The organism is Bacillus sp. AFS088145, from assembly GCF_002564465.1.
Classification (GTDB): Bacteria; Bacillota; Bacilli; order Bacillales; family Bacillaceae_G; genus Gottfriedia.
Genome location: NZ_NUUX01000033.1, coordinates 1 through 18698, shown reverse-complemented (window position 1 = coordinate 18698; position 18698 = coordinate 1). Strand labels below are relative to the sequence as shown.

Below are 18698 nucleotides of genomic sequence, written 5' to 3'. Positions count from 1 at the left end.
GCTATTAGGCTGATGTTTTTCGGTTTATTATGTAGTTAAAAAACGATGAATTAAATAAGGAATTTTTTGTTCGGTTGTTGTTAAAAATTGGTTTATTAAAGGATAATCATCAGTCGAATAAGTCTGTAAAAGTTCACACCACCAGTCAGTTTCATAGCGACAAATCATACTCAAGTTGTATAAAAGTAGATAGTGGTAAAGAATTTCAGGTAATAATAAAAGCGCTTCCTTTTGGGATTTTATAAAATAACTTTGATTTAATATATTAAAATAAAATGGTGCTTTATTTAAAATTTTATCAGGAAAATTTGACTTAATTTTAATTTGCTTTTGATTCTGTTCAACAATTACAATATCTATTGAAGCTTGCTTTGATTGAAGAAATGAAATAAAACGTTCTGAAGTAAAATGATAGGATGACAAAGTTTGTTCAGGTAGAGTGATTACATTATGATCAACAGTAGTTGGGAGAAATAAATTTCCTTTTTTGGTAATTTTAAGGACCTTATTTAATTCCGGTATTGATTGTAAAAGCTGAAGCATTGTAAACTTTTCGTTTTCTAAATTATTTAGATTAAATAATACTTTAGAAGCATGAGTAAATAATCCATTTTTTTGGATTTTAACTTCGTCATCAACAAAAGAGTATCCTACTTTTTTTATTTTTCTTGAGGTAACACCATGAGCCAGGATTGCAGTAGTACTCGGATAATCAGGATCTACGGTAAGGATGCAAGCCTTTAATAATTGAACAAGCCCATAAAACAGTAATGTAGGCTTTACATTAATTTGAGAATTTTGAGCTGCATGAAAATAACTTTTCCCATGCTCAATATAATATAAAAATGGATAAGCATTACGGAAAGCCTTTGTTTTTTGTTCCTTGGAATTAGTTCGTTCATATTTTGTTTGAAGATAGTTTTTTGAATACTGCGCAGAGCTAAAATAACATAGCTCATCCCATACATTACTATACGAGTATAACATAAGAGAGGGACTCCTTATTAACTGAATATTTAAACATAATTTGACTTCCTTGACAGTGTTTTATCCTATTGTTAATCTACTAATAATATTTATACGTGTATAGGGGGGCTTTTTTATGTGGGAATCAAAATTCGTAAAAGAAGGACTTACTTTTGATGATGTATTACTAGTTCCAGCGAAATCTGAAGTACTTCCAAATCAAGTTGATGTGAGTGTGAGATTAACTGAGAAAATTCAATTAAATATTCCATTAATCAGCGCAGGAATGGATACAGTTACAGAAGCAGATATGGCTATTGCAATGGCTAGACAAGGTGGATTAGGTATCATCCACAAAAATATGTCAATTGAAGAGCAAGCTGAACAGGTAGACAAAGTAAAGCGTTCTGAAAGTGGTGTAATTGATGATCCTTTCTTCTTAACACCATCTCATAAAGTAGCAGACGCTGAATATTTAATGGGTAAATATCGTATTTCAGGTGTACCAATCGTAAATGATACAGAGAATAGAAAATTAGTAGGTATTTTAACAAATCGTGATTTACGTTTTATTCAAGATTATTCAATTGTTATTTCAGATGTTATGACAAAAGAAAATCTAGTAACTGCTCCTGTTGGAACTACACTTGCAGAAGCAGAAAAAATTCTTCAAAAACATAAAATCGAAAAGCTACCCCTAGTTAATGAAGACGGTACTTTAAAGGGCCTAATTACAATTAAGGATATTGAAAAAGTAATTGAGTTTCCAAACTCAGCGAAAGATCAACAAGGACGATTACTTGTAGGTGCAGCTGTAGGAGTAACAAAAGATGCACTTCAAAGAGTAGAGTTGTTAGTGAAAGCAAATGTCGATGTAATTGTAATTGATACAGCACATGGTCACTCTAAAGGCGTAATTGAAAAAGTAAAAGAAATTAGAAGTAGATTCCCAGAATTAGCAATAATCGCTGGTAATGTTGCAACAGGTGAAGCAACTAAAGAACTTATTGAAGCTGGAGCAGATATCGTTAAGGTTGGTATTGGACCAGGTTCGATCTGTACTACTCGAGTTGTTGCTGGAGTAGGTGTTCCTCAACTAACTGCGGTTTATGACTGTGCTTCTGTTGCTAGAGAGTACGGAGTTCCTATTATTGCAGATGGCGGTATTAAGTACTCTGGTGATATCGTTAAAGCTCTTGCAGCTGGTGGACATGTTGTTATGTTAGGTAGTATGTTTGCTGGTGTACAAGAAAGTCCTGGTGAAACAGAAATCTTCCAAGGTAGACAATTTAAAGTATACCGTGGTATGGGTTCTGTTGGTGCAATGGAAAGAGGAAGTAAAGATCGTTATTTCCAAGAAGGTAATAAAAAACTAGTTCCTGAAGGTATCGAAGGACGTGTTCCATATAAAGGCCCATTAGCTGATACAGTTCACCAACTAATCGGTGGTATTAGAGCTGGTATGGGTTACTGTGGCACTGCTACACTAAATGAATTAAGAGATAACGCACAGTTTATTCGTATGTCTGGTGCTGGCTTACGTGAAAGTCATCCACACGATGTTCATATTACAAAAGAAGCACCAAATTACTCACTATAATAATTTAAGCAATTGTACCTAGGGCAATTACAAGAAATTGTAGTTGCCTATTTTTTGGGAAATAATTGTGTTAAAATGTACAAGTGAGATTAAAGGTTGGAGGTAAAAAAGTGATTGGAAAGAAAATACTAACGAAATTAATCGTAATAGCATTAGCGATAACAATAATCATCCCAATGAATTTACGACCGGCTGCTGCAGAGGACGTTTTAGACATTAAAGCTAAAGCTGCGATTTTAGTTGATGCAAATTCAGGGAAAATATTATATGAAAAAAATTCAAAAGCTCCATTACCGATTGCAAGTATGTCTAAAATGATGACAGAATATCTAGTTAATGAAGCAGTAAAAAATGGGAAAATCTCTTGGGACGATAAAGTAACTGTTTCTGATTATGCTCATAAAATTTCTCAAAACACAGGATTATCTAACGTACCACTTGAATTAGGTGGTCAATATACAGTAAAAGAACTATATGAAGCAGCTGCTATTTATTCAGCAAATGGTGCGACAATTGCTCTAGCAGAAAAAATTGGTGGATCAGAGAAAAACTTCGTCCAACTAATGAACGATAAAGCAAAGAAACTAGGCCTAGGAGACGTTAAGTTTGTTAATGCTACTGGTTTAGTAAATAAAGACTTACAAGGAATGCAACCAGAGGGAACTGCCCTTACTGATGAAAATATTATGTCAGCAAACGGTGTAGCGAAATTAGCATATAATCTAATTAAAACATATCCAGAAGTGCTTCAGACTTCTTCAATTCCAAAGAAAACATTCCAAAAGGGTGGAAAGTATCCAGTAAATATGGATAACTGGAACTGGATGTTACCTGGGTTAGTATTTCAGTACCCAGGTATGGATGGATTGAAAACGGGTTCAACAGATTCAGCTGGCTTCTGTTTTACTGGAACTGCTAAAAGAGATGGTCAACGCTATATTACAGTTGTAATGGGGGCAAATTCTTATAACTCAAGATTTAGTGAAACGGCTAAATTAATGGATTACGGTTTCAGTAACTTCGAAAAAGTTACATTGGTATCAAAAGGTCAAACAGTAAAAGGTAATAAAACAGTAAAAGTAGTTAAAGGTAAAGATAAAGAAGTAAAAGTAGTAGCAAAAGACGATGTTACTTTAGCTATAAAACGCGGTGAAGCTAAAAATTATAAAGCAACAGTCCAATTATCAGGTAAATCAATTGATAAAGATGGCAATATCATAGCTCCAATTAAAAAAGGAACAAAGGTTGGACAAATTGTGGTTAAATCTTCAAAGAATGAAGATTTAGGATTTATCAATACTAATAATCAATCGTACGATTTAGTAGTCGATAAAAGTGTTGATAAAGCAAATTGGTTGGTTTTATCTTTTAGAGGGATTGGATCATTTTTCGGGAATTTATGGGATAGTATCATAAGCGGAATTGGTGGTTTATTTAAATAAATTTCTATATAAATATATCAGTAATTGTTAAGTTGTCATTTTTTCAGTAAAATAAAAGTAAGGTAACTTTAACTAGGGGAAGAGAAATACTAAAATGTTACCAAGTAAGCTTTAATAATGGAGGGGCATAACAATGAATTTAACAGGAACAGAACGAGTAAAACGCGGTATGGCAGAAATGCAAAAGGGCGGCGTTATTATGGACGTAGTAAATGCTGAGCAAGCTAAAATTGCAGAAGCTGCTGGTGCAGTAGCAGTAATGGCATTAGAAAAGGTACCATCTGACATTCGTGCAGCTGGTGGAGTAGCTCGTATGGCTGATACAAGTATTACTGAGGAAATTCTTAACGCTGTTAGTATTCCTGTAATGGCTAAAGCTCGTATTGGACATATCGTTGAAGCGCGTGTTTTAGAAGCAATGGGAGTAGATTACATCGATGAGAGTGAAGTATTATCTCCAGCAGATGATATCTTCCATATTAATAAATCAGATTACACTGTTCCATTCGTTTGTGGTTGCCGTAACTTAGGTGAAGCACTTCGTCGTATTGGTGAAGGCGCATCTATGCTACGTACAAAAGGTGAGCCAGGTACTGGAAACATTGTAGAAGCAGTACGTCACTTACGCCAAATTAACGGAGAAATCCGCAAAGTAGTTGGTTTATCTCGTGATGAATTAATGGTTGAAGCTAAAAACCTTGGCGCTCCATTCGAATTATTACTTCAAATTAAAGAGCTTGGTCGTTTACCAGTTGTTAACTTTGCGGCTGGCGGAGTAGCAACACCTGCAGACGCAGCTTTAATGATGGAATTAGGTGCTGACGGTGTATTCGTAGGATCTGGTATCTTCAAGTCAGAAAACCCTGAGAAGTTTGCTCGTGCGATTGTACAAGCTACTACTCACTATCAAGATTATGAATTAATCGCTAACCTTTCTAAAAACTTAGGTCCTGCTATGAAAGGTATCGATATGAGACAACTTGCTGCAGCAGATCGTATGCAAGATCGTAGCATTTAAGTTGGTGAATTTATGAAAATAGGTGTATTAGCATTACAAGGTGCAGTTCAAGAACATATAAATGCAATTAAAGCATGTGGTGCTGAAGCTGTTATCGTGAAACGTGTAGAACATTTAGATGGACTTGATGGTATTGTATTACCTGGTGGAGAGAGCACTGCAATGCGTAAGTTGCTTGATCACGTTGGGTTATTAGAACCATTAAAAGAGAAAATCGAAAATGGTTTACCAGCATTCGGTACATGTGCAGGCATGATCTTACTTTCAAAAGAGATTGCAAATGATGACACGGTGCATCTAGGAGTTATGGATATGGTAGCTGAACGTAATGCTTATGGTAGACAAGTGGATAGTTTTGAAGTAAACATCCCAATTAAAGGTGTATGTGAAGACTACCCAGCTGTATTTATCAGAGCACCATTTATTCGTTCAGTATCAGGTGATGCAGAGGTTATTGCAGAACATGGTGGTAATATTGTAGCAGTTAGACAAAATCACATGTTAGCAGCATCTTTCCATCCAGAATTAACGAATGATTACCGTTTTATGAATTATTTTGTAGAGATGGTTAAGGAAAAAAGTGCAAATTTAAGTATGTAACTCTTGAAAAAAGTAAAAGCTTATAGTAAATTATTATATAATTTAAATTGTTTAAAGCGATGAAAGAAAATAGTAGCAAGTTCTAAATTTATAGAGAGTCGGTGGTTGGTGCAAATCGATAATGAAGACTTGTGAATCCATTCTTGAGTGGGTTACGGAATGCTGTACAGCTAGTAAGTAACCCCGGTACTATAGTCCGTTAACTATACTAAGGTGGAAGGATTATTTATTAATTCTTCAATTAGGGTGGCAACGCGGGTAGCTCTCGTCCCTTTTATGGGATGAGGGCTTTTTTGTATTTATTTTTATCCTTTAGACAATAAAAGAATAGGAGGAATTAAAAATGTTAGACATTAAAATATTACGTAGTAATTTTGAAGATGTTAAAGCAAAACTTCAGTTACGTGGTGGAGACATAAGCTATATCGAAAAATTTGAAGACTTAGATTTAAACCGTAGAGAACTACTTGTTCAGGTTGAAGGTTTAAAAAGCCGACGTAATGAAGTTAGCCAAGAAATCAGTGTATTAAAGCGTGAGAAAAAAGGTGCAGAAGCACTAATTGTTGAGATGAGAGAAGTTGGGGATAAAATTAAAGCTCTAGATGAAGAGATTAGAACTTTAGAAGAACAACTAGATGCTATTTTATTTACAATTCCAAACTTAGTTAGTGATTCAGTACCAGTTGGATTAACAGAAGATGATAATGTTGAAATTCGTAGAATAGGTGAAGTTCGTACATTTGATTTTGAACCAAAGGCACATTGGGACCTAGGTGTTGATTTAGACATTTTAGACTTCGAACGTGGAGCAAAAGTAACAGGTAGCCGATTTACTTTCTATAAAGGCTTAGGAGCTAGACTTGAACGTGCTTTAATTAGCTTTATGTTAGATCTTCATACCGAGGAGCATGGATACACTGAAGTACTACCTCCAAACCTTGTAAATCGTGCTAGCATGATTGGTACAGGACAATTACCAAAATTTGAAGAAGACGCATTCCGTATCGAGAAAGAAGACTTTTTCTTAGTACCTACTGCAGAAGTACCTGTAACAAACTATCACCGTGACGAAATTCTTGATGCTACTCAATTACCGATTGCATATACAGCATATAGCGCGTGTTTCCGTTCTGAGGCAGGTTCTGCTGGCCGTGATACACGAGGATTAATCCGCCAGCACCAATTTAATAAAGTTGAACTAGTGCGCTTTGTAAAACCTGAAGATTCTTATATTGAATTAGAAAAATTAACAGCTCAAGCTGAAAAAGTTCTTCAATTATTAGGATTACCATACCGTGTCATTACATTATGTGCTGGAGATATTGGATTTTCTTCTGCAAAAACGTATGACATTGAAGTTTGGTTACCAAGCTATGATGCATACAAAGAAATTTCTTCTTGTAGTAACTTTGAAGCATTCCAAGCAAGAAGAGCGAATATACGCTTCAGACGTGATCCAAAAGGAAAACCAGAATTTGTTCATACATTAAACGGCTCTGGTCTTGCAATTGGACGTACGGTTTCTGCAATTTTAGAAAACTACCAACAAGCAGATGGCTCAGTTATTATTCCTGAAGTTCTTCGTCCGTATATGGGCGGAAAAGAAGTAATTAAATAAGTAAAAAAGCAGATGTTATTTGAGAAATAATTCTCAAGTACATCTGCTTTTTATTTAGATAGTTTTAACATTAATCTTATAATTAGGTGTGTTCCACAATTCCATCCATTTCTTAATAGCTGATATTAAAATCACGACACCTAAAACTAACATAATCATAGATAAGACACCATTTAACATACTATAACCGGCTGCATCATGGTTTAGATAAACATTTTTGATCATCCAGTATCCTGCATAGTTTACAGTGACAAATAGATAGGCAAGAGGAATTAAACATGTTAGCATATACCAACGTTTATCGGCTATCTTTAATAGCACGGTTGCCCCAATGATTAATCCAATAGAAGCCATTAATTGATTAGATACTCCAAATAATGCCCAGATTGATCCGATATCACCTGAAAATAAGAGATATCCCCACATAAAGCATGCTAGCGCACTAGCAAAAATTGATCCTGGTACCCAATCTGTTTTCTTCAATGGTTTATAATATTCACCAAAGAAATCTTGAATTAAATATCGTGCTACTCGAGTTCCAGCGTCAATGGCTGTTAATATAAATACGGCTTCGAACATAACAACAAATTGGAAGAAATATGATGCTAAGTGACTAAACCAAGGAATAGATGTAAATATGTATGTCATACCAACCGCTAATGTAACAGCTCCACCAGTACGCCCTTCTAGACTTAATCCAATTTCCTTACTAAGTTCCGGTAAGTGGACAACATTCATTCCTAACGTTTTAAAAACTTCTGGAGTAGAGTTAATTGCAAAGTAGTCTGCTGGCTGAAGTGCAGTAGCAGCGATTAAAGCCATAATACCTACTAAACATTCAACTAGCATTGCTCCAAATCCTACAACCTTTATATCGCTCCATCGATCAAGCATTTTTGGTGTCGTACCAGAGCCCACAAATGCATGAAAACCTGAGATTGCTCCACATGCTATTGTAATCGAAATAAATGGCCATACTGGACCAGCTAGAATCGGTCCTCCGCCGTTAACAAATTTAGTTACAGTCGGAAAATGGATAGTTGGATTAATAATAAATACCCCAATAATGAGTGCAATAAATACACCGATTTTCATAAAACTACTTAAATAGTCTCGAGGTGCCAGTAAAAGCCATACCGGTAATGCAGCAGCAAAAAACGCATAGATAGGTAGTATGATTGCCAAAGTTCTCGTATCAAATGTTAAAAAATCACCTATAGCAGTTTCTTGTATTGTCGGTCCCATAAAGACTCCAACCATTAGTAAAATAAATCCAATCGTTGAAGCTAATTTTAAATTGCCTGTTTTTTTATATAGTAGACCAACACCCATCGCAATTGGTATTGTGATTCCAACTGCAAATGTCCCCCAAGGGTTATTTTCAAGCGCATGTAGAACAACCATTGAAAGTCCGGCCATTGTAATTGTAATAATGAAAAGCATAGCTAGTCCCGTACAGAAGCCAGCAACTGGTCCAAGCTCTTCTTTTGCTACTTCCGATAGCGTCTTTCCTTTCTTTCTCATCGAAGCATATAAAACAACAGCATCATGTACTGCTCCGCCAATTACAGCCCCAATTAAAAGCCATAATAGACCTGGAAGGTATCCAAATTGAGCGGCCAAGATTGGACCAACTAGAGGGCCAGCTGCTGCGATTGCAGCAAAGTGATGACCAAATGTTACCCATTTGTTAGTAGGAACATAGTCCTTACCATCATTTAACTCATGAGCTGGAGTAGGTATAGAATCATTTAACTTAAGTACCTTCACAGCCATAAATGTTCCGTATAGACGATATGCAATCATCAAAATACACATAGAAGCAATAACGATTGTAACCGCATTCATTTTACTTAATAAGCCTCCCCTGTATCTTTTTATTTACACTCATTTTACTTTATGAAAATTAAAATTTTGAATTTTCAATGTAAGATGCAATAAAAACAGGTTGAGAAGCATGAATGGATAAATGAAATACAAACTTATAAATTAAAAAGTTGCTTAATTGCCTTTGTGTATGTCCGGCTAACAGGTACTTTCTCACCATCATTCATTATTAAATTATATGTGGAATTAAACCAAGGCTGAATTTCTATAATTTTATCTAAATTGACAATATAGCTCCGATGGACACGGGTAAAGGATGTATTTTGTAGCTTCCGCTCTAAATTGATTAAAGGTTCATTTATTCGATAAGTCATCCTATCAGTAACGACACTTGTTTTACCTTCTTGTGTAAAAATGTAAATGATCTCTTCGAATGTTATTAAAAGAATTCTTTCATCAACCGAAATGGCCAATTTATCTTGTTTTAAAAGAGGGGGATTCTTTTTCACCTCAGTTTTAATAGTTTTCGTACTTAGTTTTGTCAATTTTTCAATAGTCTTTTGAATTCTTATTTCATCAAATGGTTTTAAAATATAATCAATTGCATGTAAATCGAATGCATTTAAAGCGTACTCGTCATAAGCTGTTGCAAAGACGATTGCTGGTTGATGGCTAAGATCCTGCAGTTTTTGTGCTAATTCTAATCCACTTTCATCAGCTAACTGGATATCTAAAAATACAACGTCGATTTCTTCAATTTGAATGAATTCCAATGTACTTCTAATTGAATCCGCTTCACCAACTATTTCGACTGCCTTGCTTCTTTTTAGTAAATAAGCTAGTTCGTCTCTTGCTAATGGTTCATCATCTACAATTAGTGCCTTTAACATTATTTATTCCTCCATTACTTTTGGCATTAATGGGATTCTTATCGATACTTTCGTTCCAGTGTTCAGGTTGGATTTAATTTGAAAATATTCTTTTTCCCCGTAAATTTCTTCAATTCGTTTTTTTATATTCCATAAGGCTGTTCCAGTTCCTTCTTTAGACTGTATTGTTTCGTTCCCAATTGTATTTAGTAGCTCTGGCGAAATCCCCTTGCCATTATCTTCAGTAATGAGAATCATTTCATTATTGTATTCATATGCTTGCACAGTTACCTTTAATTTCTTTTCCTTTGTAAATGCATGTCGAATCGAATTCTCAATAAGTGGTTGAAGTGTAAAAGGGGGGATTTGAACCGTTTTTAAATGAGGTTCTATTTGAAATTCAACATGGAATTTAGAAGGAAACCTAGTTTGTTCAATCGTTAAATATGCTTCTACATGTTCTAATTCCTTTTCTAAAGTGACTAAGGTCTGCCTTGCCCCTTGTAAGTTATTTCGAAAAAAAGTGCTTAAATGGATTAGTAATTTTCTAGCTTGATCAGCATCTGTTCTAATTAAACTTGAAATTGTATTTAAAGAGTTGAACAGGAAGTGGGGATGCATTTGTGCTTGTAATGCTTTTATTTCAGCATCTTTCACTAATTTTCGCTGTAGTTCAGCCTCTGCTAATTCCAATTGGGTAGAAAAAAGTTTAGATAATCCGTCTGCTAGTTCTTTCTCAACTTTGTCTAGCTTGTTGGAATCCGTGTAATATAGCTTTAAAGATCCAACTGTTTTATTTAAAGCTTTTAACGGTAATACTATAGCCGCACTTAAAGGGCAGTCCATATGGAAACATTGAATTTCATCTTTTGAAGTAGCAATAATAATTGTACCTTCTTTTAATGCCTTCTTGGTTAGTTTTGTTGCTAAACTATTCATTGGTTCATGGTGATCTGAACCTGCACCCACGTGAGCAAGTACGCTTTTGTGATCAGTAATCGATATTGCATCTGCCTTGGTTAATTTAAAAATAATTCTTGCCGCTTCATTACAAGAATGAGGGGTTAGTCCCTGTCTAAAAAATGGTAAAGTTTGCTCTGCGATATACAGGGCTTTGTTTGTTTGAAGCGCTCGCGTTTTTTCTTCTTCCTGTAAAATATTTTGGATGATCAATATAAATATAAGCGTACCAAAACCATTTATTAGAATCATTGGAAGAGCAATCACTTCAACAAGATGTAGAGCGGCCCAAAAGGGTTTTGCGATTAAAAGGATAATCCCCATTTGAACACATTCCATAATTATTCCAATTGATACTACACTCCAAATGGATTTGTTTTTTTGTATCCCGTATCTTTTTCTAAGTAATCCTGTAACAACTCCCGCAACGATTGTAGAAATGGCACATGCATATGCAGTAAATCCGCCTAATGTTAGACGGTGTAAGCCTGCTATTAATCCGACACCTAAGCCAACAATCGGGCCGCCAATTAGACCGCCAATGGCTACTCCCATAATTCTTGTATTTGCAATTGCATTATCACTTGCTACATTAAAGTGCCATGACTGAGACATAATTGACTCATGATAAATATGAACACCAGTATAATTACTGATTACACCAAAGGCACCAAATATAACAATTAGGATCATTTTTGCACCAAAGGAGTGTTCATTTTGAATGATTTGTCTAAATGACTTCATCCTTGAAAGTAAAAAGGCGAGTATAACGAGAATACCCACTCGTTCCAGCATCAGCGGTATTAATTCAAACATTTCTTTCTCCTTAATAATTTCTAATGTTTTTATATGGTAGTACCATTATAAATACAAATGAATTTTCTGTATATTCTTTCTACTTATATTAAAGATGTATATTTTAATAGTTAGATGACGATAATACTTGTTATAAAAAGGTTGTTTTTATTTTCAAAAAAAAATATAATTTTTAAAAAGAATGCTTGACCTTAATTTTTTCGTATGGTATTATAAATCTTGTCAATACGGAGTAATACCCAAGTCTGGCTGAAGGGATCGGTCTTGAAAACCGACAGGGGTGTAACAGCCCGCGGGGGTTCGAATCCCTCTTACTCCTCCATTTTTTAAAATTAAAAGAGTGCATATATATTAGACAACTCGTTACATTAATGTAACGAGTTTTTTATTTGTTTATAAAATCAAATTGGAAAAGAAAAAGCTGCGAACAGTACTATGTAAAGTTCGCAGCTTTTTCTTTTATCTATTAGGAAGACAACTATTATCTAGATTTCATATATTTTTGTGAATGATTTAGTACGTTTCCAATCTTCTTAACGATTTCTTCTACAGAAGATTCATTTTTAATTAAATCATATTCGCTAATACTTAAACGAAGTACAGGACAAGCGTTAAAGTTATTAATCCAGTTTTCGTAACGTGAATTCATTTCTTTCCAATATTCAATAGGAGTTTGTTGCTCCATTGGACGTCCACGCTCTTTAATTCGCTCAACGACTTCATCGAATGTTCCTTCTAAGTAAATTAATAAATCAGGAGCTGGGAAATAAGGTGACATAACCATGGCCTCAAAAAGACTAGTATATGTTTCGTAGTCAACTTCACTCATCGTTCCTTTTTCGTAATGCATTTTCGCAAAGATCCCAGTATCCTCATAAATTGAACGGTCTTGGATAAATCCGCCACCGTATTCAAACATTCTTTTTTGTTCTTTGAATCGCTCTGCTAAGAAGTATATTTGTAAATGGAAGCTCCAACGTGCAAAATCTTGATAAAATTTATCTAGGTATGGGTTTGTATCTACTTTTTCAAATGATGTACGAAAGTTTAGCGCATCTGCAAGTGCATTGGTCATAGTAGATTTTCCTACACCTACTGTCCCAGCAATTGTAATAACTGCATCGTTTCGTATTCCGTATTTTTCACGTAAATTCATATACTTCTTAGCTCCTTTTGTAAGGTGTTTTCTAACGATTCAAGTATCATCGTTAAATCTCTCGGGTTATTAACGAAGTCAATTTGGTCACCGTCAAATTTTAGTACTGGAATTTCAGGGTATTTAGCTTGAAATTCTATCATGTGTGTCTCGTAATCTTCAATTAACTGAAGTAGATACTGGTCCTCAATCAATTGTTCGAATTCTCTACCACGAAGTTGAATGCGCTTTTGAAGCGTCTCAAGGCTTGCCGTTAAGTAAATAATCACATTTGGCTTTGGCATATCCTCAGTTAATATTTGATATATTTTTAAATATTTATCATGCTGCTTATCTTTTAATGTTCTGCTAGCAAAAATTAAATTCTTAAGGATGTGGTAGTCTGCAACCACTGGAATCGATTTATTAAGAAACTTTCTGTCTATATCTTCTAATTGTTTAAATCGATTACAAAGGAAAAACATTTCTGTTTGGAAACTCCACTCTTCAATGTCCGTATAAAACTTACCCAAAAAAGGATTTTCATCTACAATTTCTTTTAATAGTTCATAATGAAAGTGTTCAGAGATCGCTTTGGATAGAGATGTTTTTCCGACACCAATTGGCCCTTCTACTGTTATAAAAGGTACACGTATCATCTCTTGTCCTCCTTACTAGTCAAATTCCGTATCATAGTCAAAAAACATACAGAAACTATTTTAACATACTGTAGTCAGACGGAATACCATTTTAAAATTTTTCCAATTACAGTTAATTGTTGTTCACTAAATGATTGATCATTTCTTCGATTTCCTCAGTTTGAATAACTGTTGCATTTAAAATGTCTTTCATCATATAAATTGCAACCTTTTCATCATAATCAGTAACCGAGGAAATTGCATCTTGAGGTATAATTAAGTTATAATCCCGCATAAATGCATCATTTGCTGTAAAAAGTACACAACGGTTTCCTGCAACACCCACAATAACCAAATGGGTTATATTTAATTTTTTAAGTAATTCTTCTAAATTTGTTAAGTAAAAACCTGAGTAGTTAGGCTTAAAGATAAAATAATCGTCCTCATTTGGTTGTATATGCTTTATTAAGTCGTAACTTAAAGGATTGAGACAATGCTTAATAAGTTTTTTTTGAGTCGGGTTTTCGATTTTATAATGATCATTAACATATATAGTAGGAAGTTTTTTGTTTTTAAAAATATCTCTTATGTAATTTATTTTCGGAACCATATGGATTGATTTTTCCGCAAGAACACTTCCATGTTTAAAAGTAAATGAGTTGATTAAATCGATAATTAATAATGCAGGCAACTGCTTGTCTTTTTGATTTGAAGAATTCAATCGGCTTCACTCCAATCTATGCTTAGTTTATCTACTCGTAAAAAGAATATTTGTTTGTTAAAGAAATAAAGAGGTGTAAAGTTTGAATAAAGATGAGTTTTATATGAAGTTGGCAATAGAGGAAGCACTAAAAGCAGAGCAAATAGGGGAAGTACCTATTGGAGCTGTATTGGTATACAACGACGAAGTCATTGCACGAGGTTATAATCTACGTGAAACAAAACAAACAGCTTTAGGTCACGCTGAAATGAGTACAATTGAAGATGCTTGTAAAGTCATTGATTCTTGGCGACTAGAGGAAACAACTCTATATGTAACGCTGGAACCTTGTCCGATGTGTGCGGGTGCTATCATTCAATCAAGAATTCCAAGAGTCGTTTTCGGTGCAAAAGACCCAAAGGCAGGTTGTGGAGGATCAATTTATAATCTTTTGCAAGAAGATCGATTTAACCATCGCTGTGAAGTTAGTTCGGGTATATTAGAAGAAGAATGTGGTAACTTATTAACGAATTTCTTTAGAGAGTTGCGATCTAGAAAGAAAAATTTACCTTCATGAGGACAAGGATTGATTTTTTATTTCGGTTCGTATATACTTTAAATACCGCTTCAATCAGCGGTTTAAAATTAGGTTTTAACTTTGCCGTGCTAGGTGGGGAGGTAGCGGTGCCCTGTACTCGCAATCCGCTCTAGCGAGACTGAATTCCACTCCGAGGTGTATCTATTTCAGGGTCTGCCTTAAATAAGTGGTGTTGACGTCTGGGTCCTACGCAACGAGAACTCATGAACCTTGTCAGGTCCGGAAGGAAGCAGCAATAAGTGAGCCATCTCGTGTGCCGTAGGGGTGCCTGGGCCGAGCTAACTGTTTAAGTAACGCCTGGGGTAGTGCATCGAAGAGTGGTGCACGGCAGTAACTTTATAAAAACTCACTCAATTTTGAGTGAGTTTTTTTGTTTTCTTTAAAATATTTTCCATGAAATCATTACATAGGGTATAATAATGATGACTTTGTAAGAAGGAGGAAACCAATTGACTTATCAAGCATTATATCGTTTGTGGAGACCGCAGCAATTTAAAGATGTCGTGGGTCAAGATCACATTATACGAACGTTACAAAACTCCCTTCTTCAGCAAAAAGTATCACATGCATATTTGTTTACAGGTCCGCGTGGAACAGGTAAGACGAGTACAGCAAAAATCTTTGCAAAAGCTTTAAATTGTGAACACGCACCTACTAATGAACCTTGTAATGAGTGTGCCATTTGTAAAGGTATTACTGATGGATCAATTTCAGATGTAATTGAGATTGATGCTGCATCAAACAATGGTGTAGATGAAATACGTGATATTCGAGAAAAAGTTAAATATGCTCCTTCTGTAGGCAAATTAAAAGTGTACATAATAGATGAGGTCCATATGTTATCAATAGGGGCTTTTAATGCATTATTAAAAACATTAGAGGAGCCTCCAAGTCACGTAATCTTTATATTAGCTACTACTGAACCACATAAAATACCTTTAACGATTCTATCAAGATGTCAACGTTTTGACTTTCATAAGATAAGTGCTCAAACGATTTCAGATCGATTGACAGTTGTACTGAATCATCAACAAACAGCAATTGAACCAGAAGCTTTGATGATGTTATCTCGTGCAGCTGAAGGTGGAATGAGGGATGCACTAAGCATTCTGGATCAAGCTATCTCATATAGCGATGAGTCCATTTCATTAGATGATGTTTTAGCGGTAACAGGCACAGTGGCTCAAGAACGTTTAATATCCGTTGTTTCAGCAATAATAGATGGTAATGTGTCAGTTTGTTTAACTAATATTGAAGAATTATTAAACCAAGGTAAAGATCCAGTTCGGTTTATTGAAGATTTAACAGTCTATTATCGAGATATTCTATTATATAGGCATTCACCAAGTACGATTGAATTACTTGAGAGAGCAACAGTTAGTGATCGATTTAAAGAGCTTTGCGATGCATACAATGATGAGTTAGTTTATCAGATTATCGCTTCATTAAGTAAAAGTCAGCAAGAAATGAAATGGACTAATCATCCAAGAGTTTTACTTGAGGTGGCAATTGTACAACTTTGTCAAAAAGCTTCTGTGAGCGGTATCGGTAAAAAACAGGACGAGCTGACACCATTAATTAATAAAATTAACGCTCTTGAAAAAGAAGTGAAATTTTTAAAGGAAAATGGTATTACAGTAAGTGGAACAAATGATTCCTCTACTAGTCCAAAACCGAAATCGACTACATCTCGTTCGAAAATACCAACTAGTTTAATACAAGGTGTATTAAGAGCTGCTTCTAAACCAGAAAAAAATAAAGTTTTAGCAGTTTGGACATCACTTCAAGATCAATTAAGGCAACAAAATAAGGTTTCTACTGCGACATTAGTATCATATGGCGAAGTTGTGGCAGCTTCTTCTGAACAGTGTATTGTTGCTTTTAAATCAGAGACAATCTGTGATTTAATCAATAATAATGGCGAACAAGAGCACTTAACAACGATTAATGAAACATTATCAAATTTATTAGGTGCAGAAATGAGTATGTTAGCAATTCCCGAAGAAGATTGGAGATCGACTAGGGATTCATTTTTAAATACAACAAAACAAAAAGAGTCTTCAACAGAAGTTTCACCAATCGTACAAGAGGCAATCAATCTTGTTGGTGAAGATTTAGTCATTATTAAAGAATAACTATATTGGAGGAAATGAAAATGATGCGTGGCGGAATGGGCAATATGAATAATATGATGAAACAAATGCAAAAAATGCAAAAACAAATGGAACAAGCACAAAATGAATTAAATGAGCGTACATTTGTTGGTACAGCTGGCGGTGGAATGGTAACTGTTACAGCTAATGGTTTAAAACAAATTGTTGAAGTTTCAATTAAGGAAGAGGTAGTAGATCCAGAAGATATTGAAATGCTACAAGATCTAGTTTTAACTGCAACTAATGATGCTATTAAACAAATTGAAGATGAAACAGCTAAAACAATGGGGCAGTTTACTAAAGGAATGAATATTCCAGGATTATTTTAAGGGTAAGACAAATGCATTACCCTGAGCCGATATCCAAATTAATAGATAGTTTTATGAAATTGCCAGGGATTGGTCCCAAGACGGCCGTTCGACTGGCGTTTTTTATGTTAGATATGAAGCAAGACGACGTGTTAGACTTTGCAAAATCAATGATAGATGCAAAGAGAAAACTACTTTACTGTTCAGAATGTGGCCATATAACTGACCAAGACCCTTGTTATATTTGTAGTGATCAACATCGAGACAGATCTACGATTTGCGTAGTGCAAGATACGAAAGATGTTATTGCTATGGAAAAAATGAGAGAATATCAAGGTTTATATCATGTACTTCATGGTGCAATTTCTCCTATGGAGGGAGTTGGACCTGAAGACATTAAAATTATGGAATTATTGAGCAGACTAAAAGATGATGTAGTTCAAGAAATTATTTTAGCTACCAACCCGAATATAGAAGGTGAAGCAACTGCTATGTATATTTCTAGGCTATTAAAATCTACGGGTATAAAAATTACTCGAATCGCACATGGCCTACCAGTAGGCGGAGACTTAGAATATGCAGATGAGGTTACACTCTCGAAAGCTCTGGAAGGTAGAAGAGAAATTTAGAAACTGATTAATGGAGAGAGACCATGGGTTTTTTTCGAAAAAAAGGAAAGATTCGTAAAGAATTTGATGAAAAGCTAGTTGATAGACTACATGACTACAAAGATACTTACCTAAGTCAGGTCGAGTTAATGGAAAGAAGTGTAGATCCACCAGATGATCTACTAATCCATGTTAAGCTTTATCAGGCTAAATATTTCTTCTTATTAAAAGAAGCAAAGGCTAGAAATGTTTTAATAACAAAAATGAAATAGATAAAAGAGTTTATTGTTTAGGCAATAAGCTTTTTTTTATTAATGTTTTTTGTCATTGATTACTTCCTTTTCTCATACAATCTTAGTAAAAAGGTGTACAAGTTATATGAGGGGAGTTTTTTTGTGGTGAATAGTATTATTATGATTTCAGTTGTATTGTTTGTAATCTTATTTCTATTATTAGTAGGTCTGCCAGTTAAAGCTTTGAAACTAATTAGCAAATACGTACTAAGAGGCATTGTATGTGTCATGATTGTATTTATACTAAACTATGCTTTAGCTTCGAATAATTTTCATATTCCGATTAATACTGTTACTTGTGCATTCTTAAGTGTATTAGGTGTTCCAGGTATTGTAGCGTTAAGTGTAATTGGTATTTATATCGTATAAAAAAATATATAAAAAAGTTTTAAAAAACTATTGACCATTTATTGAGGGGATGTTATATTTATATACGTCGCTGATGGCGATAGCGAAAAAAGAAAAAACAACTGTTGACAGATTTTGTCGAAGGTGATAAACTGATTAAGTTGTTAAAAAACAAGATGATCTTTGAAAACTAAACAAAAC

The 18698-nt window shown here is 34.6% G+C and carries 18 protein-coding genes, 1 tRNA gene, 1 other RNA gene and 1 other annotated feature; of the genes, 13 read left to right on the top strand and 7 right to left on the bottom strand.

From position 1 onward, the window contains the following. Positions 1-27: 27 nt before the first annotated feature. Entirely contained in the window at positions 28-987 is a 960-nt protein-coding gene (locus tag COI44_RS18715) for a YaaC family protein (protein WP_098429284.1), read from the bottom strand. A gap of 115 nt (positions 988-1102) precedes the next feature. On the opposite strand from COI44_RS18715, the gene guaB reads away from it, so the two are divergent. The 5 genes from guaB (at position 1103) to serS (ending at position 7244) form a co-directional block, all read left to right on the top strand. Continuing rightward, positions 1103-2566, top strand: coding sequence for an IMP dehydrogenase (gene guaB, locus COI44_RS18710; RefSeq protein ID WP_097978823.1), 1464 nt, complete (start codon positions 1103-1105; stop codon positions 2564-2566). 113 nt (positions 2567-2679) lie between these two features. Continuing rightward, positions 2680-4008, top strand: coding sequence for a serine hydrolase (locus COI44_RS18705; protein WP_483295494.1), 1329 nt, complete (start codon positions 2680-2682; stop codon positions 4006-4008). Positions 4009-4141: 133 nt separating this feature from the next. Next, positions 4142-5026: a pyridoxal 5'-phosphate synthase lyase subunit PdxS gene (gene pdxS / locus COI44_RS18700; protein ID WP_056471238.1), complete on the top strand. Its 885-nt coding sequence runs from the start codon at positions 4142-4144 to the stop codon at positions 5024-5026. Positions 5027-5038: 12 nt separating this feature from the next. Then, a complete protein-coding gene (gene pdxT, locus COI44_RS18695; RefSeq protein ID WP_098429283.1) occupies positions 5039-5626 on the top strand; it encodes a pyridoxal 5'-phosphate synthase glutaminase subunit PdxT in 588 nt (195 codons plus the stop codon). A gap of 50 nt (positions 5627-5676) precedes the next feature. Beyond that, positions 5677-5902 (top strand) — a binding site (T-box leader). Between the two features lie 67 nt (positions 5903-5969). Continuing rightward, complete coding sequence (serS, locus tag COI44_RS18690) at positions 5970-7244, top strand: serine--tRNA ligase (protein WP_098429282.1); 1275 nt, start codon at positions 5970-5972, stop codon at positions 7242-7244. Between the two features lie 54 nt (positions 7245-7298). Here serS and cstA read toward each other — a convergent pair whose 3' ends face one another. The 3 genes from cstA to COI44_RS18675 form a co-directional block, all read right to left on the bottom strand. Next, complete coding sequence (cstA, locus tag COI44_RS18685; RefSeq protein ID WP_098429281.1) at positions 7299-9092, bottom strand: carbon starvation protein CstA; 1794 nt, start codon at positions 9090-9092, stop codon at positions 7299-7301. Positions 9093-9226: 134 nt separating this feature from the next. Then, on the bottom strand, positions 9227-9961 hold the full coding sequence (locus COI44_RS18680) for a LytR/AlgR family response regulator transcription factor (protein ID WP_098429280.1): 735 nt from the start codon (positions 9959-9961) through the stop codon (positions 9227-9229). A gap of 3 nt (positions 9962-9964) precedes the next feature. Next, positions 9965-11716: a sensor histidine kinase gene (locus tag COI44_RS18675; RefSeq protein ID WP_098429279.1), complete on the bottom strand. Its 1752-nt coding sequence runs from the start codon at positions 11714-11716 to the stop codon at positions 9965-9967. A 229-nt stretch (positions 11717-11945) separates the two neighbouring features. Here COI44_RS18675 and COI44_RS18670 point away from each other — a divergent pair. Beyond that, positions 11946-12038, top strand: a tRNA-Ser gene (locus COI44_RS18670). A 159-nt stretch (positions 12039-12197) separates the two neighbouring features. Here COI44_RS18670 and COI44_RS18665 read toward each other — a convergent pair. The 3 genes from COI44_RS18665 to COI44_RS18655 form a co-directional block, all read right to left on the bottom strand. Beyond that, entirely contained in the window at positions 12198-12872 is a 675-nt protein-coding gene (locus tag COI44_RS18665; protein WP_098429278.1) for a deoxynucleoside kinase, read from the bottom strand. Beyond that, positions 12869-13510, bottom strand: a complete 642-nt coding sequence (locus COI44_RS18660) for a deoxynucleoside kinase (protein WP_098429277.1) — start codon at positions 13508-13510, stop codon at positions 12869-12871. Before COI44_RS18660 ends, COI44_RS18665 begins: the two co-directional genes overlap by 4 nt. Before the next feature lie 112 nt (positions 13511-13622). Further along, on the bottom strand, positions 13623-14210 hold the full coding sequence (locus COI44_RS18655; protein ID WP_098429276.1) for a cysteine hydrolase family protein: 588 nt from the start codon (positions 14208-14210) through the stop codon (positions 13623-13625). An 82-nt stretch (positions 14211-14292) separates the two neighbouring features. On the opposite strand from COI44_RS18655, the gene tadA reads away from it, so the two are divergent. The 7 genes from tadA (at position 14293) to COI44_RS18620 (ending at position 18518) form a co-directional block, all read left to right on the top strand. Beyond that, complete coding sequence (gene tadA, locus COI44_RS18650; RefSeq protein WP_098429275.1) at positions 14293-14766, top strand: tRNA adenosine(34) deaminase TadA; 474 nt, start codon at positions 14293-14295, stop codon at positions 14764-14766. Positions 14767-14850: 84 nt separating this feature from the next. Next, positions 14851-15115: signal recognition particle sRNA large type (gene ffs / locus COI44_RS18645), an RNA gene on the top strand. Positions 15116-15236: 121 nt separating this feature from the next. After that, complete coding sequence (dnaX, locus tag COI44_RS18640; RefSeq protein WP_098429274.1) at positions 15237-16922, top strand: DNA polymerase III subunit gamma/tau; 1686 nt, start codon at positions 15237-15239, stop codon at positions 16920-16922. Between the two features lie 20 nt (positions 16923-16942). Then, positions 16943-17269, top strand: coding sequence for a YbaB/EbfC family nucleoid-associated protein (locus COI44_RS18635; RefSeq protein WP_098429273.1), 327 nt, complete (start codon positions 16943-16945; stop codon positions 17267-17269). An 11-nt stretch (positions 17270-17280) separates the two neighbouring features. After that, a complete protein-coding gene (gene recR, locus COI44_RS18630) occupies positions 17281-17877 on the top strand; it encodes a recombination mediator RecR (RefSeq protein ID WP_098429272.1) in 597 nt (198 codons plus the stop codon). A 23-nt stretch (positions 17878-17900) separates the two neighbouring features. Further along, the gene (locus COI44_RS18625) at positions 17901-18128 is read left to right on the top strand and encodes a YaaL family protein (protein ID WP_098429271.1); all 228 of its coding nucleotides are present in this window, start codon (positions 17901-17903) and stop codon (positions 18126-18128) included. A gap of 126 nt (positions 18129-18254) precedes the next feature. Continuing rightward, positions 18255-18518 carry a pro-sigmaK processing inhibitor BofA family protein gene (locus COI44_RS18620; RefSeq protein WP_175495675.1) on the top strand — a complete coding sequence of 88 codons (264 nt, stop codon included), beginning with the start codon at positions 18255-18257 and terminating at the stop codon, positions 18516-18518. The last annotated feature ends 180 nt before the right edge of the window (positions 18519-18698 follow it).

Bases quoted from the DNA above. Each gene is read 5' to 3' on its own strand.
- pdxT (WP_098429283.1), top strand. From the start codon at position 5,039: ATGAAAATAGGTGTATTAGCATTACAAGGTGCAGTTCAAGAACATATA.
- COI44_RS18660 (WP_098429277.1), bottom strand. From the start codon at position 13,510: ATGATACGTGTACCTTTTATAACAGTAGAAGGGCCAATTGGTGTCGGA.
- COI44_RS18715 (WP_098429284.1), bottom strand. From the start codon at position 987: ATGTTATACTCGTATAGTAATGTATGGGATGAGCTATGTTATTTTAGC.
- COI44_RS18665 (WP_098429278.1), bottom strand. From the start codon at position 12,872: ATGAATTTACGTGAAAAATACGGAATACGAAACGATGCAGTTATTACA.
- COI44_RS18625 (WP_098429271.1), top strand. From the start codon at position 17,901: ATGGGTTTTTTTCGAAAAAAAGGAAAGATTCGTAAAGAATTTGATGAA.
- COI44_RS18680 (WP_098429280.1), bottom strand. From the start codon at position 9,961: ATGTTAAAGGCACTAATTGTAGATGATGAACCATTAGCAAGAGACGAA.
- serS (WP_098429282.1), top strand. From the start codon at position 5,970: ATGTTAGACATTAAAATATTACGTAGTAATTTTGAAGATGTTAAAGCA.
- pdxS (WP_056471238.1), top strand. From the start codon at position 4,142: ATGAATTTAACAGGAACAGAACGAGTAAAACGCGGTATGGCAGAAATG.
- recR (WP_098429272.1), top strand. From the start codon at position 17,281: ATGCATTACCCTGAGCCGATATCCAAATTAATAGATAGTTTTATGAAA.
- guaB (WP_097978823.1), top strand. From the start codon at position 1,103: ATGTGGGAATCAAAATTCGTAAAAGAAGGACTTACTTTTGATGATGTA.
- COI44_RS18635 (WP_098429273.1), top strand. From the start codon at position 16,943: ATGATGCGTGGCGGAATGGGCAATATGAATAATATGATGAAACAAATG.
- cstA (WP_098429281.1), bottom strand. From the start codon at position 9,092: ATGAATGCGGTTACAATCGTTATTGCTTCTATGTGTATTTTGATGATT.
- COI44_RS18675 (WP_098429279.1), bottom strand. From the start codon at position 11,716: ATGTTTGAATTAATACCGCTGATGCTGGAACGAGTGGGTATTCTCGTT.